At 60.2% G+C, this 19,552-nt stretch carries 14 protein-coding genes and 1 pseudogene; 8 read left to right on the top strand and 7 right to left on the bottom strand.

Going from position 1 to position 19,552, the window contains the following annotated elements:
- Positions 1 to 57: 57 nt before the first annotated feature.
- From L085_RS17660 to L085_RS17640, 5 genes are all read right to left on the bottom strand, one after another.
- A complete protein-coding gene (locus L085_RS17660; RefSeq protein ID WP_044031350.1) occupies positions 58 to 2,139 on the bottom strand; it encodes a TonB-dependent hemoglobin/transferrin/lactoferrin family receptor in 2,082 nt (693 codons plus the stop codon).
- Positions 2,140 to 2,233: 94 nt separating this feature from the next.
- Positions 2,234 to 2,416 (bottom strand): hemin uptake protein HemP, encoded by a 183-nt coding sequence (locus L085_RS17655; protein ID WP_004931384.1) that lies wholly within the window; start codon positions 2,414 to 2,416, stop codon positions 2,234 to 2,236.
- A gap of 171 nt (positions 2,417 to 2,587) precedes the next feature.
- On the bottom strand, positions 2,588 to 3,073 hold the full coding sequence (locus L085_RS17650; protein WP_044031349.1) for a glutathione peroxidase: 486 nt from the start codon (positions 3,071 to 3,073) through the stop codon (positions 2,588 to 2,590).
- 105 nt (positions 3,074 to 3,178) lie between these two features.
- Complete coding sequence (locus tag L085_RS17645) at positions 3,179 to 4,225, bottom strand: 3-deoxy-7-phosphoheptulonate synthase (protein ID WP_044031348.1); 1,047 nt, start codon at positions 4,223 to 4,225, stop codon at positions 3,179 to 3,181.
- A gap of 197 nt (positions 4,226 to 4,422) precedes the next feature.
- Positions 4,423 to 5,283: a pyruvate, water dikinase regulatory protein gene (locus L085_RS17640; protein ID WP_049239973.1), complete on the bottom strand. Its 861-nt coding sequence runs from the start codon at positions 5,281 to 5,283 to the stop codon at positions 4,423 to 4,425.
- A gap of 459 nt (positions 5,284 to 5,742) precedes the next feature.
- Here L085_RS17640 and ppsA point away from each other — a divergent pair, with 459 nt between their 5' ends.
- Positions 5,743 to 8,121 (top strand): phosphoenolpyruvate synthase, encoded by a 2,379-nt coding sequence (gene ppsA / locus L085_RS17630; protein ID WP_004931376.1) that lies wholly within the window; start codon positions 5,743 to 5,745, stop codon positions 8,119 to 8,121.
- Between the two features lie 475 nt (positions 8,122 to 8,596).
- On the opposite strand, the gene ydiK is transcribed toward ppsA, so the two are convergent.
- Positions 8,597 to 9,697, bottom strand: a complete 1,101-nt coding sequence (gene ydiK / locus L085_RS17625; RefSeq protein ID WP_033633195.1) for an AI-2E family transporter YdiK — start codon at positions 9,695 to 9,697, stop codon at positions 8,597 to 8,599.
- Positions 9,698 to 9,942: 245 nt separating this feature from the next.
- Here ydiK and L085_RS17620 point away from each other — a divergent pair, with 245 nt between their 5' ends.
- Positions 9,943 to 12,999, top strand: coding sequence for an FAD-binding and (Fe-S)-binding domain-containing protein (locus tag L085_RS17620; protein WP_044031347.1), 3,057 nt, complete (start codon positions 9,943 to 9,945; stop codon positions 12,997 to 12,999).
- Complete coding sequence (gene menI / locus L085_RS17615; RefSeq protein ID WP_016927938.1) at positions 12,996 to 13,412, top strand: 1,4-dihydroxy-2-naphthoyl-CoA hydrolase; 417 nt, start codon at positions 12,996 to 12,998, stop codon at positions 13,410 to 13,412. Before L085_RS17620 ends, menI begins: the two co-directional genes overlap by 4 nt.
- A gap of 45 nt (positions 13,413 to 13,457) precedes the next feature.
- Here the strand turns inward: menI and L085_RS17610 are convergent, their stop codons facing one another.
- Positions 13,458 to 13,862 carry a hypothetical protein gene (locus L085_RS17610; protein ID WP_004931369.1) on the bottom strand — a complete coding sequence of 135 codons (405 nt, stop codon included), beginning with the start codon at positions 13,860 to 13,862 and terminating at the stop codon, positions 13,458 to 13,460.
- 526 nt (positions 13,863 to 14,388) lie between these two features.
- On the opposite strand from L085_RS17610, the gene sufA reads away from it, so the two are divergent.
- The 5 genes and pseudogenes from sufA to sufS all read left to right on the top strand — a co-directional run bounded on the left by sufA (position 14,389) and on the right by sufS (position 19,544).
- Entirely contained in the window at positions 14,389 to 14,760 is a 372-nt protein-coding gene (gene sufA, locus L085_RS17605) for a Fe-S cluster assembly scaffold SufA (RefSeq protein WP_004931368.1), read from the top strand.
- A 14-nt stretch (positions 14,761 to 14,774) separates the two neighbouring features.
- Positions 14,775 to 16,271 carry a Fe-S cluster assembly protein SufB gene (gene sufB, locus L085_RS17600; RefSeq protein ID WP_004931367.1) on the top strand — a complete coding sequence of 499 codons (1,497 nt, stop codon included), beginning with the start codon at positions 14,775 to 14,777 and terminating at the stop codon, positions 16,269 to 16,271.
- 43 nt (positions 16,272 to 16,314) lie between these two features.
- Positions 16,315 to 17,061, top strand: coding sequence for a Fe-S cluster assembly ATPase SufC (sufC, locus tag L085_RS17595; protein WP_016927936.1), 747 nt, complete (start codon positions 16,315 to 16,317; stop codon positions 17,059 to 17,061).
- Positions 17,036 to 18,322, top strand: coding sequence for a Fe-S cluster assembly protein SufD (sufD, locus tag L085_RS17590; protein ID WP_044031346.1), 1,287 nt, complete (start codon positions 17,036 to 17,038; stop codon positions 18,320 to 18,322). The genes sufC and sufD overlap by 26 nt, the downstream gene beginning before the upstream one ends.
- Positions 18,319 to 19,544: pseudogene (sufS, locus tag L085_RS17585) on the top strand (cysteine desulfurase SufS). The gene sufD and the pseudogene sufS overlap by 4 nt, the downstream one beginning before the upstream one ends.
- Positions 19,545 to 19,552 lie beyond the last annotated feature (8 nt).

Genomic DNA, 19,552 nt, shown 5'->3' with positions numbered 1-19,552 from the left:
TCCTGCGCTGTAATGCGAACGGCGGACAACCGGGTTGTCCGCCAGATAGTCAAATGATTACCACTGGTAGCTGACCAGCAGTTTGGCGTTGCGGCCATCCTGCGGGATGCCCGGCGGCGAGTAATATTCTTTGTCGAAGGCGTTGCCCAGCACCACGGTTGTGGTGACGCCCTGCAGGCGGTCGCGGCCCTTATAGCTCAGATAGAAGTCGTTGACGCCGTATCCGCCTTGTTCCGAGTAGGTGGCGGGCACTCGCTTGGCGCGCTCGGCGAAGGTGGCGACCCAGCCGACGGACAGACCGGTTTCGCCCAGTGGCACGTCCAGCGAGCTGGTGACGGTATCCGGGTTGATGTCGGCCAGCCATTCACCGGTCGCTTCATTTTTGCCACGGGTGCGGTTATAGACCAAGTCCCAGCCAAACCACGGTGTTTTATAACTGAGTGCCGCGTCCCATCCCCAGATCTTGGCGCGATCGACGTTGGTTGAAAATGTGGTGCAGCTGATGCAGTAAGGCCCGCGTGGCCCACGTCCTATCTCCATGGTGTAATCGGGAGTGATGTAATCCTTAGCCTTGGTATCGAAGTAGCTGGCTTTGAACTGCAGGCTATCATCGGCCAGCATCAAATCATCGAAACGCAGACCAAATCCGTACTCTTGGGTTTCGTTGGTTTCTGGTTTCAAATTTGGGTTAGGCACCCAATAGTTGGTGAGGGTGGTAGGCCCCATGGGTATCGAAAAGTGTTTGGAGTCGTTGTACATCTCACCCATCGTCGGCGCGCGGAACGCCTGAGAGTAGGAGCCGAACAGCATCAACCAATCGGTGGGGGTAATGCTGACTGCGCCGCGTGACGACCACTTGTCAGCATTGACATCGGCATAACCGTCGCTTGAACCTTTGTAATTGTCATAGCGGGTGCCGGCGAGCAGCGTGATGGGCAGATCGCGCAGCGTAATTTCATCCTGCAGCCAGCCGGAGGCGAAGTTGATCTTGGCTTGCGGGAAGCTGGTGGTGGCGCCTCCCGGCTGCTGTTTCTGTTCATACACCTCGGAGCCGTAGGTCAGCAGGTGTGACGCAAAGCTGTCGGCGAACAGGCGCGTGCGATTTTCCAGCTTGCCGCCGTTGGTGGTCTGCTTGCGGAATTCGTCGGTCGCGCCGGCGTTGTGCGCATTGATTTTGACTTCCGAGGTGTACAGCTTGACGGTGGCGTCCAGCCAATCCTGGCCGACCGGCTTGAGCTTATAGCTCAGAGCGGCGTCGCGCTGAATGGTGGAACGGTTGGTCTTCGGGTTGCTGCTCGAGCTGTCCGGCGTCTGCGGGTTTTTCGGCTCTTGGGCGTCGTTGTTGTAATAACGCAGATCGCCGCTCAGCGACTGATTGTCGTCGATCTTCCAGGTGCCTTTGGCCAGCACGTTGCTGATGGTTTCGTCGTTAGGCGCATCGAAACCGTTGCCCTGACGCAGGTTGCCGACATCGCGGGTGCCGAACGACAGCAGGCCGTCGAGGTTATCGGTCTTGCCGTAAGCGCTGGCGCCCATGCCCAAACTGTGATCGCCGGTGCCGGCAGTGCCGTAGACGCGGAACCCGCTATCGCGGCCCGGCAGCAGCAGATCGGCGGCATCGACGGTCTCGTAAGCGATAACGCCGCCCAGCGCGCCGCTGCCATACAGCAGCGCAGAAGGGCCGCGCACGATTTCAATGCGTTTGACCAGCGCCGGATCGAGGAAGGTGCCGCCGATGTGGCCGGTATCGGTCCCCTGGCGAATGCCGTCGACCAGCGTCAGCACGCCGTTCTTGCCATAGCCGCGCATCGTCACATCCTGGCCGTTGCTGCGCCCGGTGCCGTTGACGGTGATGCCCGGCACGCGCCGCAGCATATCGGCGGCGGAGGTGGCGGTCTGGCTTTCCGGCGAATTGCCTTCGATGACCGTGACCATCATCGGCGCTTCAAAGCTGCTGCGTTGGTTGCCGGTGGCGACCACGGTCATGGTCTCGTCGGCGGCTTTGGCTTTTTTCGCCTGCGCCGCGTTGGAAGGGGATGTTGTGCTGGTGTTTTGTGCCAAGGCCACCGTAGGCAGAGCGCAGGCAATCGCCAGACTCAAAGCGGAAAAACGCAGCCGGGTGGAAAATGTCAGAGGCATGGTGCAACTCTCCGTATGTAATAAAACATATCAATAGATTTGCTGGCTGCCTGGATCAAACGATCGGGGTGGCTGGCGTTTGAGGATTCTGTGGTTATTTGGTCAGGATCAATTTCCCGGCTTTGGTCTGCCGCAGTTGATAGCGCTGGCCCTGATGGGTAATGAACGCGATGCCGTCGGCGCCGAGCAGCTGTGCGCTGTCGTAGCTGGGCGGCGCGTTTGCGCTGTGCTCGTTCGGGGCCGCGGCGGCGGGGGTTGGCGTGTTGGCAGTATCCATCATCATTGTGCTTAAAAAACAGATCATTAAATGGTAATTAATATCAAACTGATAATCATTATCATGTGAAGGAAAGGTTACATCAAGGAAAATTTTCTTACCGATGGAACCTTTTTGTCGAACGGGCATCCGGCGGCGGGCCGAGCGCACTCGGCCCGTAAAAAAGGGGCGTTATTTCAGCAGGGTTTCGATGCGGTCAAACAGGCGTTCGGGTTTGGTGAGCGGCGCAAAACGCGTGACGCGCTGGCCGTCGGCGGTGAGCAGGAATTTGGTGAAGTTCCATTTGATGCGGCGGCTGCCGAGAATGCCGGGCGCCAGGCGTTTCAGCTCATTGAACAGCGGGTGGGCGCCGGGGCCGTTGACCTCTATCTTGCTGAACAGCGGGAAACTGACGCCGTAGTTAAGGCTGCAAAAATTGGCGATCTCCAGCGGGCTGCCCGGTTCCTGAGAACCAAACTGGTTGCAGGGGAAGCCGAGCACCATCAGGCCACGTTCGCGATAGTATTGCCACAGATTTTCCAGCCCGCGATATTGCGGGGTGAAGCCGCACTTGCTGGCGGTGTTGACCACCAGGTAAGCGCGCGCCGGGAAATCGCCCAGCGTTTTTTGCTCGCCCTGCAGCGTGACGCAGGGAATGGATAACAGAGAGTGAATCATGCCGGGGCTCCCAGTGCATTTCGGCGGGTGCTAAAGCGTTGCAATCAGTATAGATGAGCAGGGCGGGATGAATAAAGCCGGGGCAAGGCCCCGGCCTGTGCTGCGTCAGAAACGGCTATCGACCGCATCCGCCAGCATCGCCAGCAGCTGTTCGCTGTCGGACCAGCTCAGGCAAGGATCGGTGATCGACTGGCCATAGGTCAGCGGCTGGCCGGCGACGATCTTCTGCGTGCCTTCCACCAGGAAGCTTTCGGCCATCACGCCGGTGATGGCGGCGGAGCCGGCGCGGATCTGCTGGCAAACGTTGTCGGCCACTTCCAACTGGCGGCGGTGCATTTTCTGGCAGTTGCCGTGGCTGAAGTCGATCACCAGGTGTTCAGGCAGATCGAACTCGCGCAGGCTGTCACAGGCGGCGGCGATATCGCTGGCGTGGTAGTTTGGCGTCTTGCCGCCGCGCATGATGATGTGGCCGTACGGGTTGCCGCTGGTCTGGTAGATGGTCATCTGGCCATGTTTGTCCGGCGACAGGAACATGTGCCCGGCGCGCGCCGCGCGAATGGCGTCGATGGCGATGCGGGTATTGCCGTCGGTGCCGTTTTTGAAGCCGACCGGGCAGGAGAGCGCCGAGGCCATTTCACGGTGGATCTGGCTTTCGGTGGTGCGCGCGCCGATGGCGCCCCAGCTGATCAGGTCGGCGATATATTGGCCAACCACCATGTCCAGGAATTCGGTGGCGGTCGGCAGGCCGAGCTGGTTCACTTCCAGCAGCAGGCGGCGCGCCATTTCGATGCCGCGGTTCACCTGGAAGGTGCCGTCCAGCGCCGGATCGGAGATCAGGCCTTTCCAGCCGACGACGGTGCGCGGTTTTTCGAAGTAGGTGCGCATCACGATCTCCAGGCGATCCTGGTAACGTTCGCGCAGGGCGTTCAACCGGCCGGCGTAATCGACGGCGGCGTCGAGATCGTGAATGGAGCAGGGGCCGATCACCACCAGCAGGCGGCGGTCTTCGCCGGTGAGGATTTTTTCAATGCGTTTTCGTGACGCTGTCACGTTATCGGCGACGGCCGCCGAGATCGGCAGTTTGTCCGCCAACACTTGCGGCGTGACGAGGCTGTCGATGCGCGCGGTCCGCAGTTCATCTGTTTTGTACATGTTGTTCCCTGGAAACTGTTCTTCTCTGCGGCAGGAGTGCCGGGAAGTGATGGCGATCACAATAACGCAAAAAGCGCTGAATTCAACCGTAGAGATTGCGTTCTGTTGATCAAAGCCGCGAAAAAAAGCACAAAAAAATCAGCTGCTGCTGAAATAAACGGCAGACGGCGGGGCACAGCGGCCCCGCGAGGAAAAGATCAAAACATGCGGCGGCTCATGCCAAGGATGTCGAGGATTTTGGTGGAGATCTCTTCGACCGAATAGTTGGTGGTATTGAGGTAGCGGATCTGATTTTTGCGGAACAGCGCCTCGACCTCGGCGATCTCCATGCGGCACTGGCGCAATGAAGCGTAGCGGCTGTTTTCGCGCCGCTCTTCGCGGATCGCCGCCAGGCGCTCCGGATCGATGGTCAGGCCGAATAATTTATGCTGAAACGGTTTCAGCGAGGCCGGCAGGTGCAAATTGTCCATATCGTCGGCGATAAACGGGTAGTTGGCGGCGCGGATGCCGAACTGCATCGCCAGATAAAGGCTGGTGGGGGTTTTGCCGCAGCGCGACACGCCGAGCAGGATCACCTGCGCCTGATCGAGGTTGCGCAGCGAAATGCCGTCGTCATGCGCCAGGGTATAGTCGATGGCGGCAATGCGCGCGTCGTACTTGCCGAGGTTGCTGGCGGTCAGGCCGTGGGTGCGGTTCGGCACCGGCGTCGGCTCCACCTCCAGCTCACCCTGCAGCGGGCCGACCAGCGCCTGCACGATATCCTGACAGAAGCCTTGGCTCTGAACGATCACGTCGCGCACTTCCGGCGAGATGATGGAGTAAAACACCAGCGGCCGTACACCGGTTTCATTATAGATATCATCGATTTGTTGGCGAACTGCGCGTGCGCGCGCCTCGGTTTCGACAAACGGCAAGGTGTACGTGGTCGCCGTGACCGGGAACTGCGACAGCACCGCGTGTCCCAGCACTTCGGCGGTGATCGCCGTACCATCCGAAATATAAAAAACGCTTCTTTCCACCCGAGGCTCCTTACCTGAAAACGGTGTTCCTGCTGTCATCACTGCCAATATCATGAGCCGCAGACGATCCGCCGGTAAAGGGGCGAGGGAAAAAATTGTGACGGCGGGGCGGTAAACCGCCTTGCGGCGGCGCGCGAAGAAAAGCGCGCTTTGGCGGCGGCAGAAATCGCGGCGCAGCGACGCTGTTCGAGCCGAAACGTAAATTTGCCGCTATTTTCACCAAAAACGATAGCGTTTGCGTGGTCATTAAAACAGAATTTTAAAAAGAGCGTAATTTGTTGAGAACTAAGCTTTTCGTGCGATTGGGAACGGTTCCCAGGCAAATCAGCCGGTTAGGACATTCTCTTAAAAACCACTTTCTTCAGTGGGTTGATCGATTCACCTTTCCATTTTCCCCGGATCAGTGTGCTAGTCTGATTCGGCTCCGTGTTAACGGTGCCGTAAAGCAAGCGAATTAAATCCGTCTTTACCCTACTGATAGCAATAAGGATTGTCTCGATGTCCAACAATGGCCCAGACTTGCGTAATGTGCTTTGGTACAACCAGCTTGGCATGCACGACGTTGACCGTGTCGGCGGCAAAAATGCCTCCCTCGGTGAAATGATCACCAATCTTTCCGATTTGGGCGTGGCCGTGCCTAACGGTTTTGCCACCACCGCACAGGCGTTTAACGATTTCCTCGAACAAAGCGGTGTTAACCAGCGCATCTATCAGTTACTGGATCAGACTGACGTTGACGACGTTGCCCAACTGGCCAAGGCCGGCGCCCAGATCCGCCAATGGGTGATCGACACGCCGTTCCACGCCGAGTTCGAGCGTGAAATTCATCAGGCTTACCAACAGCTCGCCGACGGCGAACCGGAAGCTTCCTTTGCGGTGCGCTCCTCCGCCACGGCGGAAGACATGCCGGACGCCTCCTTTGCCGGTCAGCAGGAAACCTTCCTCAACGTGCAGGGCATCGACGCCGTAATGGTGGCGATCAAGCACGTGTTCGCGTCGCTGTTCAACGATCGCGCCATCTCTTATCGCGTGCACCAGGGCTACGATCACCGCGGCGTGGCGTTGTCGGCCGGCGTACAGCGCATGGTGCGCTCGGATCTGGCCTCCTCGGGCGTGATGTTCACCATCGACACCGAGTCCGGCTTTGATCAGGTGGTATTCATCACCTCCGCTTTCGGCTTGGGTGAAATGGTGGTGCAGGGCGCGGTGAACCCGGATGAGTTCTACGTGCACAAACCGACGCTGCAAAACGGCAAGCCGGCGATCGTGCGCCGCAACCTGGGTTCGAAAAAGATCCGCATGGTATACGCGCCGTCGCAGGATCACGGCAAGCAGGTGCGCATCGAAGACGTGCCGGAAGCGCAGCGCAGCCGTTTCTCGCTGACGGATGAAGAAGTGCAGGCGCTGGCGCAGCAGGCGATCCTGATCGAAAAACATTATGGCCGCCCGATGGATATCGAGTGGGCGAAAGACGGCCATACCGGCAAGCTGCTGATCGTGCAGGCGCGCCCGGAGACCGTACGCTCCAACGAGCAGACCATGGAACGCTACCAGCTGAACGGCACCAGCCCGGTGCTGGTGGAAGGCCGCGCCATCGGCCACCGCATCGGCGCCGGTCCGGTGAAAGTGATCCACGACATCAGCGAAATGGATCGCATCCAGCCGGGCGACGTGCTGGTGACCGACATGACCGACCCGGACTGGGAGCCGATCATGAAGAAGGCCGCCGCGATCGTCACCAACCGCGGCGGGCGCACCTGTCACGCGGCGATCATCGCGCGTGAGCTGGGCATTCCGGCGGTGGTGGGCTGTGGCCACGCCACCGACGTGTTGAAAGACGGCCAGAAAGTCACCGTCTCCTGCGCGGAAGGCGACACCGGCTTCGTTTACAGCGACATGCTGGACTTCAGCGTGCAGAGCTCCGAAGTGACCGAGCTGCCGGATCTGCCGCTGAAGATCATGATGAACGTCGGCAACCCGGATCGCGCTTTCGACTTCGCGCGTTTGCCGAACGAAGGCGTGGGCCTGGCTCGGCTGGAATTTATCATCAACCGCATGATCGGCGTGCACCCGCGCGCGCTGCTGGAGTTCGACCAGCAGACGCCGGCGCTGCAAAATGAAATTCGCGCGCTGATGCAGGGTTACGATCACCCGGTCGAGTTCTACGTCGGTCGCCTGACCGAAGGCATCGCGACGCTGGGCGCCGCCTTCTGGCCGAAGCGCGTGATCGTGCGTCTGTCCGACTTCAAATCCAACGAGTACGCCAACCTGGTGGGTGGCGACAAGTATGAACCGCACGAAGAGAACCCGATGTTGGGCTTCCGCGGCGCCGGCCGTTACGTGGCCGACAGTTTCCGCGATTGCTTCGCGCTGGAGTGCGAGGCGGTGAAACGCGTGCGTAACGATATGGGGCTGACCAACGTCGAAATCATGGTGCCGTTCGTGCGCACCGTGGCGCAGGCGGAAGCGGTGGTGGCCGAGTTGGCGCGTCAGGGGCTGAAACGCGGCGAAAACGGGTTGAAAGTGATCATGATGTGCGAAATCCCGTCCAATGCGCTGTTGGCGGATCAGTTCCTCGAGCACTTCGACGGCTTCTCCATCGGCTCCAACGACATGACTCAGCTGGCGCTGGGGCTGGATCGCGATTCCGGCGTAGTGTCGGAACTGTTCGACGAGCGCAACGAGGCGGTGAAAGCGCTGCTGTCGATGGCGATTCAGGCGGCCAAGCGCCACGGCAAATACGTCGGCATCTGCGGCCAGGGCCCGTCTGACCATGAAGACTTTGCCGAGTGGCTGATGGAGCAGGGCATCGACAGCCTGTCGCTTAACCCGGACACTGTGGTGCAGACCTGGATCAATTTGTCGAAAAAGAAATAATGTCTCGGCCTCACTGAGGCATTAACGTCGGGCCGCAGTTAACGCTGCGGCCTTTTTATTTCCGAATGTAAATAACGGCGCGTAAAATAATCAATTCGACGAAAAAAGAATAAAAAAAGCCCACCGTAGGAGATGGGCAAAGACTACACACAGCAATTCACATGTATGGCATTACATTGTTCAGAAAGGTTGCTTTAAAATCAGTGATTTGAAGCAATAGATGGCCATAATACTAGATTTTTGAACGCGACTAGTCATTAAGAATCATCCTAATCGATAGCGGCATCACATTTTATTTGCGGGAGTTATCTCTTTTTTCCGTTTGCAACAAACAGGGATTTACATTGCACCTTTCATTCGCCGTACCGTAATCAATATAGGGCGGCATTATATTGGGCGGAGATATTACTCGAATGAGGTAGGAATAATGACGGGCGCGAAAAGTTCCGCCCGACGGTGCGGGCGGAAGGGGGAATTAGCGTTTTTCCAGATCGTCGATGACTTGCTCCGGCGCGGAGGTCGGCTCCGGCGCTTCATCCATCCAGGCGGTCAGCAGGCGATAAGACACCGCCAACACCACCGGGCCGATGAACAGGCCAATCATGCCGAAGGCCAGCAAACCGCCGATAACGCCGGACAGGATCAGCAGCAGCGGCAGATCGGCGCCCATGCGGATCAGCACCGGGCGCAGCACGTTATCCAGCGTGGCCACCACGCAGCTCCAGACCAGCAGCACGGTGCCCCAGGTGGTGTCGCCGTGCCAGTACAGCCAGATGATGGCCGGCACCAGCACCAACAGCGGCCCCAATTGCGCCACACAGCAGATGAAGATCAGCATCGTCAGCAGGGTGGCGGCCGGAATGCCGCTTACTGCCAGACCGATGCCGCCCAGCACCGACTGCACCAGCGCCGTCACCACCACGCCCAGCGCGACGGCGCGGATCGCCTGGCCGCCCAGCAGCACCGCCGCATCGCCGCGCGCGGAACCGAGGCGCACCGCAAAGTGGCGGATACCCAGCGCCACCTGCTCGCCGCGTGCATACAACAAGGCGCTGAACAGCAGCATCAGCGCGCAGTGCAGCAGCAGACGGCCGATATGCGCCGCCTGCGCCACGAACCAGGTGGCGGTTTGGCCAAAGTACGGCTGCACCTTCGCCAGCAGCGCGGCGCCGCCGGCGTTAACCAGCGTGTGGTAGCTGGTATAGAGTTTGTCGCCGATCATCGGCACGGACTGCAGCCAGGCGAGATCGGGAATATGCAGTTTGCCCGGCGAACTGGCCCAGGCGATCAGCGGCGCGCTGTTATCCACCACGCTGCTGATCAGCAGTGAGATAGGCAGAATGAACAGCAGGATCAGCAGCAAGGTCATGACCAGCACCGCCAGCGAACGGCGGCCCCACAGCAGCTTTTGCAGTTTGAGCAGCAGCGGCCAGGTGGCGATCACCACCATGCCCGCCCAGGCGAAGCCGAGAATAAACGGTTGGATCACCCAAAAACAGGCGACGATCATGATGGCGATAAACAGCACGCCGAAAATAATTCGCGGTAAGTCGTAACGCGATTGCGGGAGTGGCATCAGTGGGTTCTCATCCTGGTCAATTAAATCCCTGGCACCGGCGAATCGGGGTGCCTGTCGGTCGGTTTCTCACCGCCGGGCGGCCGCCTGTGGCGGCGCTCGCAGGGCGGTAATAATGTGAATGCCTTCACTAAACGAGTATGTTAGTTTTTAGTGTCACTAAAAAATAGGGTGGGTCTGAATTAAAGGCCCGATTCAGCGTACATCAGCGCATAAAAAATAGACGGACAGGGTCAAAAAAGCGAATGATCCCACAGATTTCTCAGGCGCCCGGCCTGGTTCAACGGGTGCTCGACTTTTTGGAAGCACTGAAGCAAAACGGATTCAACGGCGATACCGCCACCAGCTATGCCGACCGGCTGACGATGGCCACCGACAACAGTATCTATCAGCTGCTGCCCGATGCGGTGGTGTTCCCCCGTTCCACCGCCGACGTGGCGCTGATCGCCCGTCTGGCCGGAGAAGAGCGCTTCAATACGCTGACCTTCAGCCCGCGCGGCGGCGGCACCGGCACCAACGGCCAGTCGCTCAATACCGGCATCGTGGTCGATATGTCGCGCCATATGAACCGCATTCTGGAGATCAACGTCGAACAGGGCTGGGTGAAAGTCGAAGCCGGGGTGATCAAGGACCAGTTGAATCAATACCTGCGGCCGTTCGGCTACTTCTTCTCGCCGGAACTGTCCACCAGCAACCGCGCCACGCTGGGGGGAATGATCAACACCGATGCCTCCGGCCAGGGCTCGCTGGTGTACGGCAAAACCTCCGATCACGTGTTGGGGCTGCGGGCGGTGCTGCTGGGCGGCGAGATGATCGATACCCGCGCCATGCCGACGGCGCTGGCGGAAACGATTGCTCTGGAAGAGACCGCCGAAGGGCGCATCTACCGCACGGTGCTCAACCGCTGCCGCGAGCAGCGCGCGCTGATCCTGGAGAAATTCCCCAAGCTCAACCGCTTCCTCACCGGTTACGATCTGCGCCACGTGCTGAGCGACGATCTGCAAACCTTCGATTTGACGCGTATTCTGACCGGCGCCGAGGGCACGCTGGCGTTTATCACCGAGGCGCGGCTGGACATCACGCCGCTGCCGAAAGTGCGCCGCCTGGTCAACGTGAAGTACGATTCCTTCGACTCGGCGCTGCGCAATGCGCCCTTTATGGTCGAGGCCAAGGCGCTGTCGGTGGAAACCATCGATTCCAAGGTGTTGAACCTGGCGCGTGAAGACATCGTTTGGCACTCGGTGAACGAACTGATCGCCGACGTGCCGGATAAAGAGATGCTCGGGCTGAACATCGTCGAGTTCGCCGGCGACGATCGGGCGCTGATCGACGGCCAGATGGAGGCCCTGTGCCAACGGCTGGACGAATTGATCGCGCAGCGGCAGGGCGGCGTGATCGGGTACCAGATCTGCGGCGATCTGGCTGGCATCGAGCGCATTTACAACATGCGCAAGAAGGCGGTCGGGCTGCTGGGCAACGCCAAAGGGCGCGCCAAGCCGATTCCGTTCGCCGAGGACACCTGTGTGCCGCCGCAACATCTGGCGGACTATATCGTCGAATTTCGGCAACTGCTCGATGACCACAATCTGAGCTATGGCATGTTTGGCCACGTCGACGCCGGGGTGCTGCACGTGCGCCCGGCGCTCGACATGTGCGACCCGCAGCAGGAAGTGCTGATGAAGCAGATCTCCGATCGGGTGGTGGCGCTGACCGCCAAATACGGCGGCCTGCTGTGGGGGGAGCACGGCAAGGGGTTCCGCGCGGAATACAGCCCTGAATTCTTCGGAGAAACGCTGTATGAAGAGCTGCGCCGCATCAAGGCGGCGTTCGATCCGGATAACCGCCTGAACCCAGGCAAGATCTGTTCGCCGCTGGCGGTGGATGCGCCTATGATGCAGGTGGATGCGGTCAAACGCGGCACCTTCGATCGCCAGATCCCGGTCGAGGTGCGCACCTCGTTCCGTGGCGCGCTGGAGTGTAACGGCAACGGCCTGTGCTTCAACTTCGACGTGCGCAGCCCGATGTGCCCGTCGATGAAGATCAGCGGCAACCGCATTCATTCGCCGAAAGGGCGGGCGACGCTGGTGCGCGAGTGGCTGCGTCTGTTGGCCGAGCAGGGGGTCGATCCGCTGGCGCTGGAGAAACAGCTGCCGCAGCAGCGCCTCAGCTTGCGCGGCCTGATCGAGAAAACCCGCAACAGCTGGCACGCCGGCAAGGGTGAGTATGACTTCTCGCACGAAGTGAAAGAGGCGATGTCCGGCTGCCTGGCCTGTAAGGCCTGTTCAACCCAGTGTCCCATCAAGATTGACGTGCCGGGATTCCGTTCGCGCTTCCTGCAGCTTTACCACACTCGCTATCTGCGCCCGGTAAGCGACTATATGGTCGCCGGCGTGGAGAGCTATACCCCGTTGATGGCCCGCGCGCCGAAGGTGTTCAACTTCTTCTTCCGCCAGCCGTGGCTGCGGGAGATGAGCCGCAACGCCATCGGCATGGTCGATCTGCCGCTGTTGTCCAGCCCGACGCTGCGTCAGCAGCTGTCCGGCCACCGCGCGATCACGCTGACGCTGGAGCAGTTGGAAGGGCTGAACGCCGAGCAGCGCGCAGAACACGTGTTGATCGTCCAGGATCCGTTCACCAGCTATTACGACGCCAAAGTGGTGGCGGACTTTGTTCGGCTGGTGGAGAAGCTCGGCTATAAACCGGTGCTGCTGCCGTTCTCGCCGAACGGCAAGGCGCAGCATGTGAAGGGCTTCCTGACGCGGTTCGCCCGCACCGCGCGCAAAACCGCCGATTTCCTCAACCGCGTGGCGCAGCTAGGCATGCCGCTGGTGGGCGTCGATCCGGCGCTGGTGCTGTGTTACCGCGACGAATACCGCGAGATCCTTGGCGCCGAGCGCGGCGATTTCCAGGTGCAGCTGGTGCATGAATGGCTGCAGCAGCGGATCGCGGATCGCGTCGAACAGCCGGCGACCGGCGAACCCTGGTATCTGTTCGGCCACTGCACCGAAACCACCGCGCTGCCGGCCAGCGGCCAACAGTGGGCGGCGATCTTCGCCCGTTTCGGCGCCAAACTGGAGAACGTCAGCGTCGGCTGCTGCGGCATGGCGGGCACCTACGGCCATGAAGCCAGGAACCTGCAAAACTCGCTCGGCATTTATGAGCTATCATGGCATCCGACGCTACAGCGTTTGCCGCGGCAGCGCTGCCTGGCGACCGGCTATTCCTGCCGCAGCCAGGTGAAACGCATCGAGGGCAATGGCGTGCGCCACCCATTACAGGCACTTCTGGAGATGATTGAGTGAAATTGTGGAAACGTGAAACATCGCTGGAGCAGCTGAACCGCGCCGGTGACGGCTGCATGGTCAGCCATGTGGGCATCGAGTTTACCCAACTGGGCGAGGATTTCCTCGAGGCCACCATGCCGGTCGATGGCCGTACCCGGCAGCCGTTCGGGCTGTTGCACGGCGGGGCGTCGGTGGTGCTGGCGGAATCGATGGGATCGATGGCCGGCTATCTGTGCAGTGAGGGCGAGCAGAAAGTGGTGGGGCTGGAGATCAACGCCAACCACCTGCGCGCGGTGTTCGATGGCCAGGTGCGCGGGGTGTGCCGCGCACTGCACGTCGGCCGTCGTCATCAGGTGTGGCAAATCGAGATCTTCGACGCGCGCGATCGGCTGTGCTGCACCTCGCGTCTGACTACGGCGGTCATCGACTGATCCCCGCCGCTTTCCGCAGGCGCTCGGCCTGCGGAGCCTTTCGCTTTACAGCTGAAACGGCACGCGTTTGACGAAGTCCTTCTGAAACGCGTTCGCCTTCTCCCAGGTGCCTTCCATTGCATATTTTTGGCAGATCAGCGTCAGCGTATGGCGGGCGAAGTGGTAGCTTTGCACCCGAAACAGCTGGCAACGCTGTGGGTTGTTGATCTCGACGATCAGCCGGTTGTGCAGCTTGCTGAGCGCGTGCAGGTAGCTGTCGTCGTCGCCGTTCTCCAGACACAAATTGGCCATGGTCAGGCTGACGCTGTTGTACCGCTTCAGGTGGTCGATATTGCATTCCGGGCGCCGTAGCGCCGCTTCGGCCATGTAAAAGTCCACCGTGGCGTCGCGCACGCTGAATTTGTAGTCATCAATCTTGCCCAGCAACCATGCGTTGATCGAAAGAGTCATTGGCTTCGCGCTCAAATTCAAATTGAATGATAATCATTATCATATAAACTGCCGCGTTGCCGATCAATCCCCGGCGTGGCGTTTTTTCATTGCGCGGGGTGTAAAAGGCCGCCGACGACCCAACTTGATGCTGAGCGACTAAACTTTAACCTGAGGGCGCGCGCTTGCGCTGCGCCACGAAATGCCGATAAACGCACATTTACGACAGACAGAATGCAGAAATAGGTATTTTCTATGAATGTTTAGATCGGCAACGTACCGCGGCGCTGTAACGCTGACGGGCCACCGGGGAGTGCGGTACGGTGATGCAGGATAAATAACAAATTCATAGGGATAGCATGCACACCTTGCCGCCAGACGCCGCAAGCCGCCACGGATGTCCCGCTGGCTTGCCGCACGCCGCAGCGAAAAACCGCGCTTGCGGCGGATACCCCCGCAAAACAAACGGTTGAAGTGATAATCGTTATCACTAACATATAAGCAACCCAGATTGGCTGTGGCCAAACACGAGTGTGAGGTAGACCCTATGCAAACGGAAAATGTCGGCACTTTTTCTCTGGATGAAAATGTCTGGCAAGGCATTTCGCTCAGCGACAGCGCCGTACGACAAATAACCAAACTGATGCAGCAGGATCCGCAGGTGAAAGGGCTGCAGCTAGGGGTGAAACAATCCGGCTGCGCCGGCTTTGCCTATGTGCTGGATCTGACCCGCGAACCCGCCGATGACGATCTGCTGTTTGAGCGCGACGGCGCCAAACTGTATGTGCCGCTGAAGGCCATGCCGTTCATCGATGGCACCACGGTAGATTACGTCCGCGAAGGGCTGAATCAAATATTCAAATTCAACAACCCTAAAGCTCAGCATGCCTGCGGGTGCGGCGAGAGCTTTGGCGTTTGAGCGATGCAATCAACATGACACGAAGCAATGTAGAAATGCCTAATGAAGTGCAGGCTTGGGTCAGCGAAGGTCGCTACAAAGAAGGTTTCTTCACCCAGCTGGCAACCGATGAGTTGGCCAAGGGCATCAACGAAGAGGTGGTGCGCGCCATCTCGGCCAAGCGCAACGAACCCGAGTGGATGCTGGAATTCCGCCTCGAGGCTTATCGCGCCTGGCTGCAGATGGAAGAGCCGCACTGGCTGAAGGCCAATTACGAACGCCTGAACTACCAGGACTACAGTTACTATTCGGCGCCGTCCTGCGGCAGCTGCGACGATGCATGCGGTTCGCAACCCGGCGCCGAGCAGCAACCGGGCGCGGCGACGGAAAAAGATTACCTGACCAGCGAAGTGGAGCTGGCGTTTAACCAGCTCGGTGTGCCGGTGCGCGAGGGCAGCGAGGTGGCGGTGGACGCCATCTTCGACTCGGTCTCGGTCGCCACCACCTACCGTGAAAAACTGGCGGAGAGCGGGGTGATCTTCTGTTCGTTCGGCGAAGCGATCCAGGAATACCCGGATCTGGTGCGTCAATACCTGGGGCGCGTGGTGCCGTCCAACGATAACTTCTTCGCTGCGCTGAACGCCGCGGTGGCCTCCGACGGCACCTTCGTCTATGTGCCCAAAGGGGTGCGCTGCCCGATGGAGCTGTCGACCTACTTCCGCATCAACGCCGCCAAAACCGGCCAGTTCGAGCGCACCATCCTGATCGCCGACGAAGGCAGCTACGTCAGCTATATCGAAGGCTGTTCCGCCCCGGTGCGCGACAGCTACCAGCTGCACGCGGCGGTGGTGGAAGTGATCCTGCATAAAGACGCCGAAGTGAAATACTCGACGGTGCAGAACTGGTTCTCCGGCGGCGAGAGCAAGGGCGGTATCCTCAACTTCGTCACCAAGCGCGCGCTGTGCGAAGGCGCCGGTTCGAAAATGTCCTGGACCCAGTCGGAAACCGGCTCGGCCATCACCTGGAAATACCCGAGCGTGATTTTGCAGGGCGACAACTCGATCGGCGAATTCTTCTCGGTGGCGCTGACCAGCGGCCATCAGCAGGCGGATACCGGCACCAAGATGATCCACATCGGCAAAAACACCAGGTCGACCATCATCGCCAAAGGCATCTCCGCCGGCCACAGCGAGAACACCTATCGCGGCCTGGTGAAAATCCTGCCGGGGGCGGAAAACGCCCGTAATTTTACCCAGTGCGACTCGATGCTGATCGGGCCGGACAGCGGTGCCCACACGTTCCCTTACGTTGAAGCGCGCAACAACAGCGCTCAGCTGGAGCACGAAGCCACTACCTCGAAGATCGGCGATGACCAGCTGTTCTACTGCCTGCAGCGCGGCATCAGCGAGGATGACGCCATTTCGATGATCGTCAACGGTTTCTGCAAGGACGTTTTCTCCGAGCTGCCGCTGGAGTTCGCCGTCGAGGCGCAAAAACTCCTGGCCATCAGCCTGGAACACAGCGTGGGTTAATCGCCGCATTTTTAGCGCCGTCGGCGCTATCTGAGGACACAGCATGTTAAGCATCAAGAATTTGAAAGTCAGCGTGGAAGGCAACGAGATCCTCAAGGGATTGGATCTGGAGATCAAACCGGGCGAAGTGCACGCCATCATGGGGCCGAACGGCTCGGGCAAGAGCACGCTGTCCGCCACGCTGGCCGGGCGTGAAGAGTACGAAGTGACCGAAGGGGAAGTCACCTTCAAGGGCAAGGATCTGCTGGAGCTGGATCCGGAAGATCGCGCCGGCGAGGGCGTGTTCCTGGCCTTCCAGTACCCGGTGGAGATCCCCGGCGTCAGCAACCACTTCTTCCTGCAGACGTCGGTCAACGCGGTGCGCAAATACCGCGAGCAGGAGCCGCTGGATCGCTTTGACTTCGCCGATTTCATCGAAGAGAAAATCGCGCTGCTGGATATGCCGGCCGATCTGCTGACCCGTTCGGTCAACGTCGGCTTCTCCGGTGGTGAGAAAAAGCGCAACGACATTCTGCAGATGGCGGCGCTGGAGCCGGATCTGTGCATTCTCGATGAAACCGATTCGGGCCTGGACATCGATGCGCTCAAAATCGTCGCCAACGGCGTCAACTCGCTGCGGGACGGCAAGCGCGCCTTTATCATCGTCACCCACTATCAGCGCATTCTGGACTACATCCAGCCGGATTACGTACACGTGCTGTCCCAGGGGCGCATCGTCAAATCCGGCGATTTCTCGCTGGTGAAACAGTTGGAGGAGCAGGGCTATGGCTGGCTTACCGACCAACAGTAATTCAAACGCGCTGCAGCAGCTGTATCGCCTGTTCGAAGGGCGCGGCGGCGAGCGTTCGCCGCATGCGCTGGCGCACTGGCAGCAGGCGCTGCGCCTCGGCTGGCCGACGCGCAAGCATGAAAACTGGAAATACACGCCGCTGGAGAGCCTGCTGGAGCAGCAATTCCTCGAGCCGCAGCCCGCCCCGGTGAGCGCAGAGCAGCTCGATGCGCTGGCGCTCGGCATCGATGCCTGTCGGCTGGTGTTTATCGATGGCCGCTACAGCGCCGCGCTGAGCGATGGCGACCTGGGCGACTACCAGTTCGAATTGACCGCCTATGGCACGCCTCAGGCGTTGCCGGAGCCGATCCAGCCGGAGATTTTTCTGCACCTGACCGAAAGCCTGGCGCAGGAAACCAGCCTGATTCGCTTGCCGGCCGGCAAGATCCCTGCACGCCCGCTGTATCTGCTGCACATCAGCAGCGGACGCGCCGCCGCCGGGGAAGTGAACACCGTGCATCACCGCCATCATCTGGAGATCGGGCGCGGGGCTGAGGCGGAAGTGATCGAGCACTACGTCAGCCTGGGCGAGGCCGCACACTTCACCGGCGCGCGCCTGACCGCCAATGTGGCGGACAATGCCGGGCTGTTGCACTGCAAGCTGGCGTTTGAGAGCCAGCCAAGCTACCACTTTGCTCACAACGATCTGGTTATCGGCCGCGACGCGCGGGTGAAAAGCGACAGCTTCCTGCTGGGCGCCGGCCTGACGCGGCACAACACCAGCGCGCAGTTGAACGGCGAAGGCGCGAATCTGGTGATCAACAGCCTGGTGCTGCCGGTGGGCAAAGAGATTTGCGACACCCGCACCTATCTGGAGCACAACAAGGGCTATTGCGAAAGCCGACAGCTGCATAAAACCGTGGTCAGCGATCGCGGCAAGGCGGTGTTCAACGGCATGATCAAAGTGGCCAAGCACGCGATCAAAACCGACGGCCAGATGACCAACCATAACCTGCTGTTGGGTAAGGTGGCGGAAGTGGATACCAAGCCGCAGCTGGAGATCTACGCCGATGACGTCAAGTGCAGCCACGGCGCTACCGTGGGGCGCATCGATGAAGAGCAGCTGTTCTATCTGCAGTCGCGCGGCATCGACAAGCACGCGGCGCAGCAGATGATCATCTTCGCCTTCGCCGCCGAGCTGACCGAAGGCATCGCCAACGACACCATCCGGGAACGGGTGCTGGCGCGCATCGCCCAGCGCCTGCCGGGGGAGGCTGCATGAGTTATCCGATTGAACGCGTACGCGGCGATTTCCCGCTGTTGGCGCGTGAGGTGAACGGCCAACCGCTGGCCTATCTCGACAGCGCCGCCAGCGCGCAGAAACCGCAGGCGGTGATCGACCGCGAGCTGGAGTTCTACCGCCACGGGTATGCGGCGGTGCATCGCGGTATCCACACCCTGAGCGCCGAGGCGACTCAGCAGATGGAAGCGGTGCGGGAACAGGCGGCGCGCTTTATCAATGCTGCCTCGGCGGAAGAGATGGTGTTCGTCAAGGGCACCACCGAAGGCATCAATCTGGTGGCCAACAGCTTTGGCCGCCACCTGCTGCAGCCGGGCGATGCGATTCTCATCACCGAGATGGAGCACCACGCCAACATCGTGCCGTGGCAGATGCTGGCGCAGGAGCGCGGGTTGCAGCTGCGGGTGTGGCCGCTGCAGCCGGACGGCACGCTGGATCTGGCTCGGTTGCCGGAACTGGTCGACGCGTCCTGTAAACTGCTGGCGCTGACCGAGGTCTCCAACGTGCTGGGCACCGTCAACCCGGTGCGCGAGATCATCGCCCGTGCCAGAACCCTGTCACCGGATCTGACGGTGCTGGTGGACGGCGCGCAGGCGGTGATGCACCAGCGCGTCGATGTCCAGGGGCTGGACTGCGATTTCTACGTGTTTTCCGGCCATAAGCTGTATGGCCCTTCCGGCATCGGCATGCTGTATGGCCGCCAGGCGTTGTTGCAGCAGATGCCGCCGTGGGAAGGGGCGGCTCGATGATCCGGCAGGTCAGCCTGACGGCGGGCACCACCTTCGCCGATCCGCCGTGGCGCTTCGAGGCCGGTTCGCCGAACACCGCCGGCATCATAGGGCTGGGCGCGGCGTTTGATTACGTCGAAGCCTTGAGCCTGAATGCGATCCACGATTATGAACAGTCGCTGATGCATTACGCGCTCGAGGCGCTCAAGCAGGTGCCGACGCTGAAAATCTATGGTCCGGCGCATCGCGCCGGGGTGATAGCCTTCAATCTGGGAGAGCACCACGCCTATGACGTCGGCAGCTTCCTCGATCAGTACGGTATCGCCATTCGCACCGGCCATCACTGCGCGATGCCGCTGATGGCGTTTTATCAGGTGCCGAGCATGTGCCGTGCTTCGCTGGCGTTATATAATACCCGCGAAGAGGTGGACCGGCTGGTGGCCGGGCTGCAACGCATTCATCAGTTATTAGGTTAGGCTGGGGC

Origin of the sequence: Serratia sp. FS14 (genome assembly GCF_000695995.1) — a bacterium.
Taxonomy (GTDB): domain Bacteria; phylum Pseudomonadota; class Gammaproteobacteria; order Enterobacterales; family Enterobacteriaceae; genus Serratia; species Serratia nematodiphila.
Note: the sequence above shows the minus strand (reverse complement) of the source record. Positions and strands in the feature narration are given on the sequence as shown.

Excerpts from the sequence above, each read along its gene's own strand:
- L085_RS17650 (WP_044031349.1), bottom strand. The coding sequence starts at position 3,073 with ATGATTCACTCTCTGTTATCCATTCCCTGCGTCACGCTGCAGGGCGAG.
- L085_RS17655 (WP_004931384.1), bottom strand. The coding sequence starts at position 2,416 with ATGGATACTGCCAACACGCCAACCCCCGCCGCCGCGGCCCCGAACGAG.
- L085_RS17610 (WP_004931369.1), bottom strand. The coding sequence starts at position 13,862 with ATGACTCTTTCGATCAACGCATGGTTGCTGGGCAAGATTGATGACTAC.
- L085_RS17660 (WP_044031350.1), bottom strand. The coding sequence starts at position 2,139 with ATGCCTCTGACATTTTCCACCCGGCTGCGTTTTTCCGCTTTGAGTCTG.
- sufB (WP_004931367.1), top strand. The coding sequence starts at position 14,775 with ATGACACGAAGCAATGTAGAAATGCCTAATGAAGTGCAGGCTTGGGTC.
- sufC (WP_016927936.1), top strand. The coding sequence starts at position 16,315 with ATGTTAAGCATCAAGAATTTGAAAGTCAGCGTGGAAGGCAACGAGATC.
- L085_RS17645 (WP_044031348.1), bottom strand. The coding sequence starts at position 4,225 with ATGTACAAAACAGATGAACTGCGGACCGCGCGCATCGACAGCCTCGTC.
- sufA (WP_004931368.1), top strand. The coding sequence starts at position 14,389 with ATGCAAACGGAAAATGTCGGCACTTTTTCTCTGGATGAAAATGTCTGG.
- sufD (WP_044031346.1), top strand. The coding sequence starts at position 17,036 with ATGGCTGGCTTACCGACCAACAGTAATTCAAACGCGCTGCAGCAGCTG.
- L085_RS17620 (WP_044031347.1), top strand. The coding sequence starts at position 9,943 with ATGATCCCACAGATTTCTCAGGCGCCCGGCCTGGTTCAACGGGTGCTC.
- ppsA (WP_004931376.1), top strand. The coding sequence starts at position 5,743 with ATGTCCAACAATGGCCCAGACTTGCGTAATGTGCTTTGGTACAACCAG.
- L085_RS17640 (WP_049239973.1), bottom strand. The coding sequence starts at position 5,283 with ATGACAGCAGGAACACCGTTTTCAGGTAAGGAGCCTCGGGTGGAAAGA.
- ydiK (WP_033633195.1), bottom strand. The coding sequence starts at position 9,697 with ATGCCACTCCCGCAATCGCGTTACGACTTACCGCGAATTATTTTCGGC.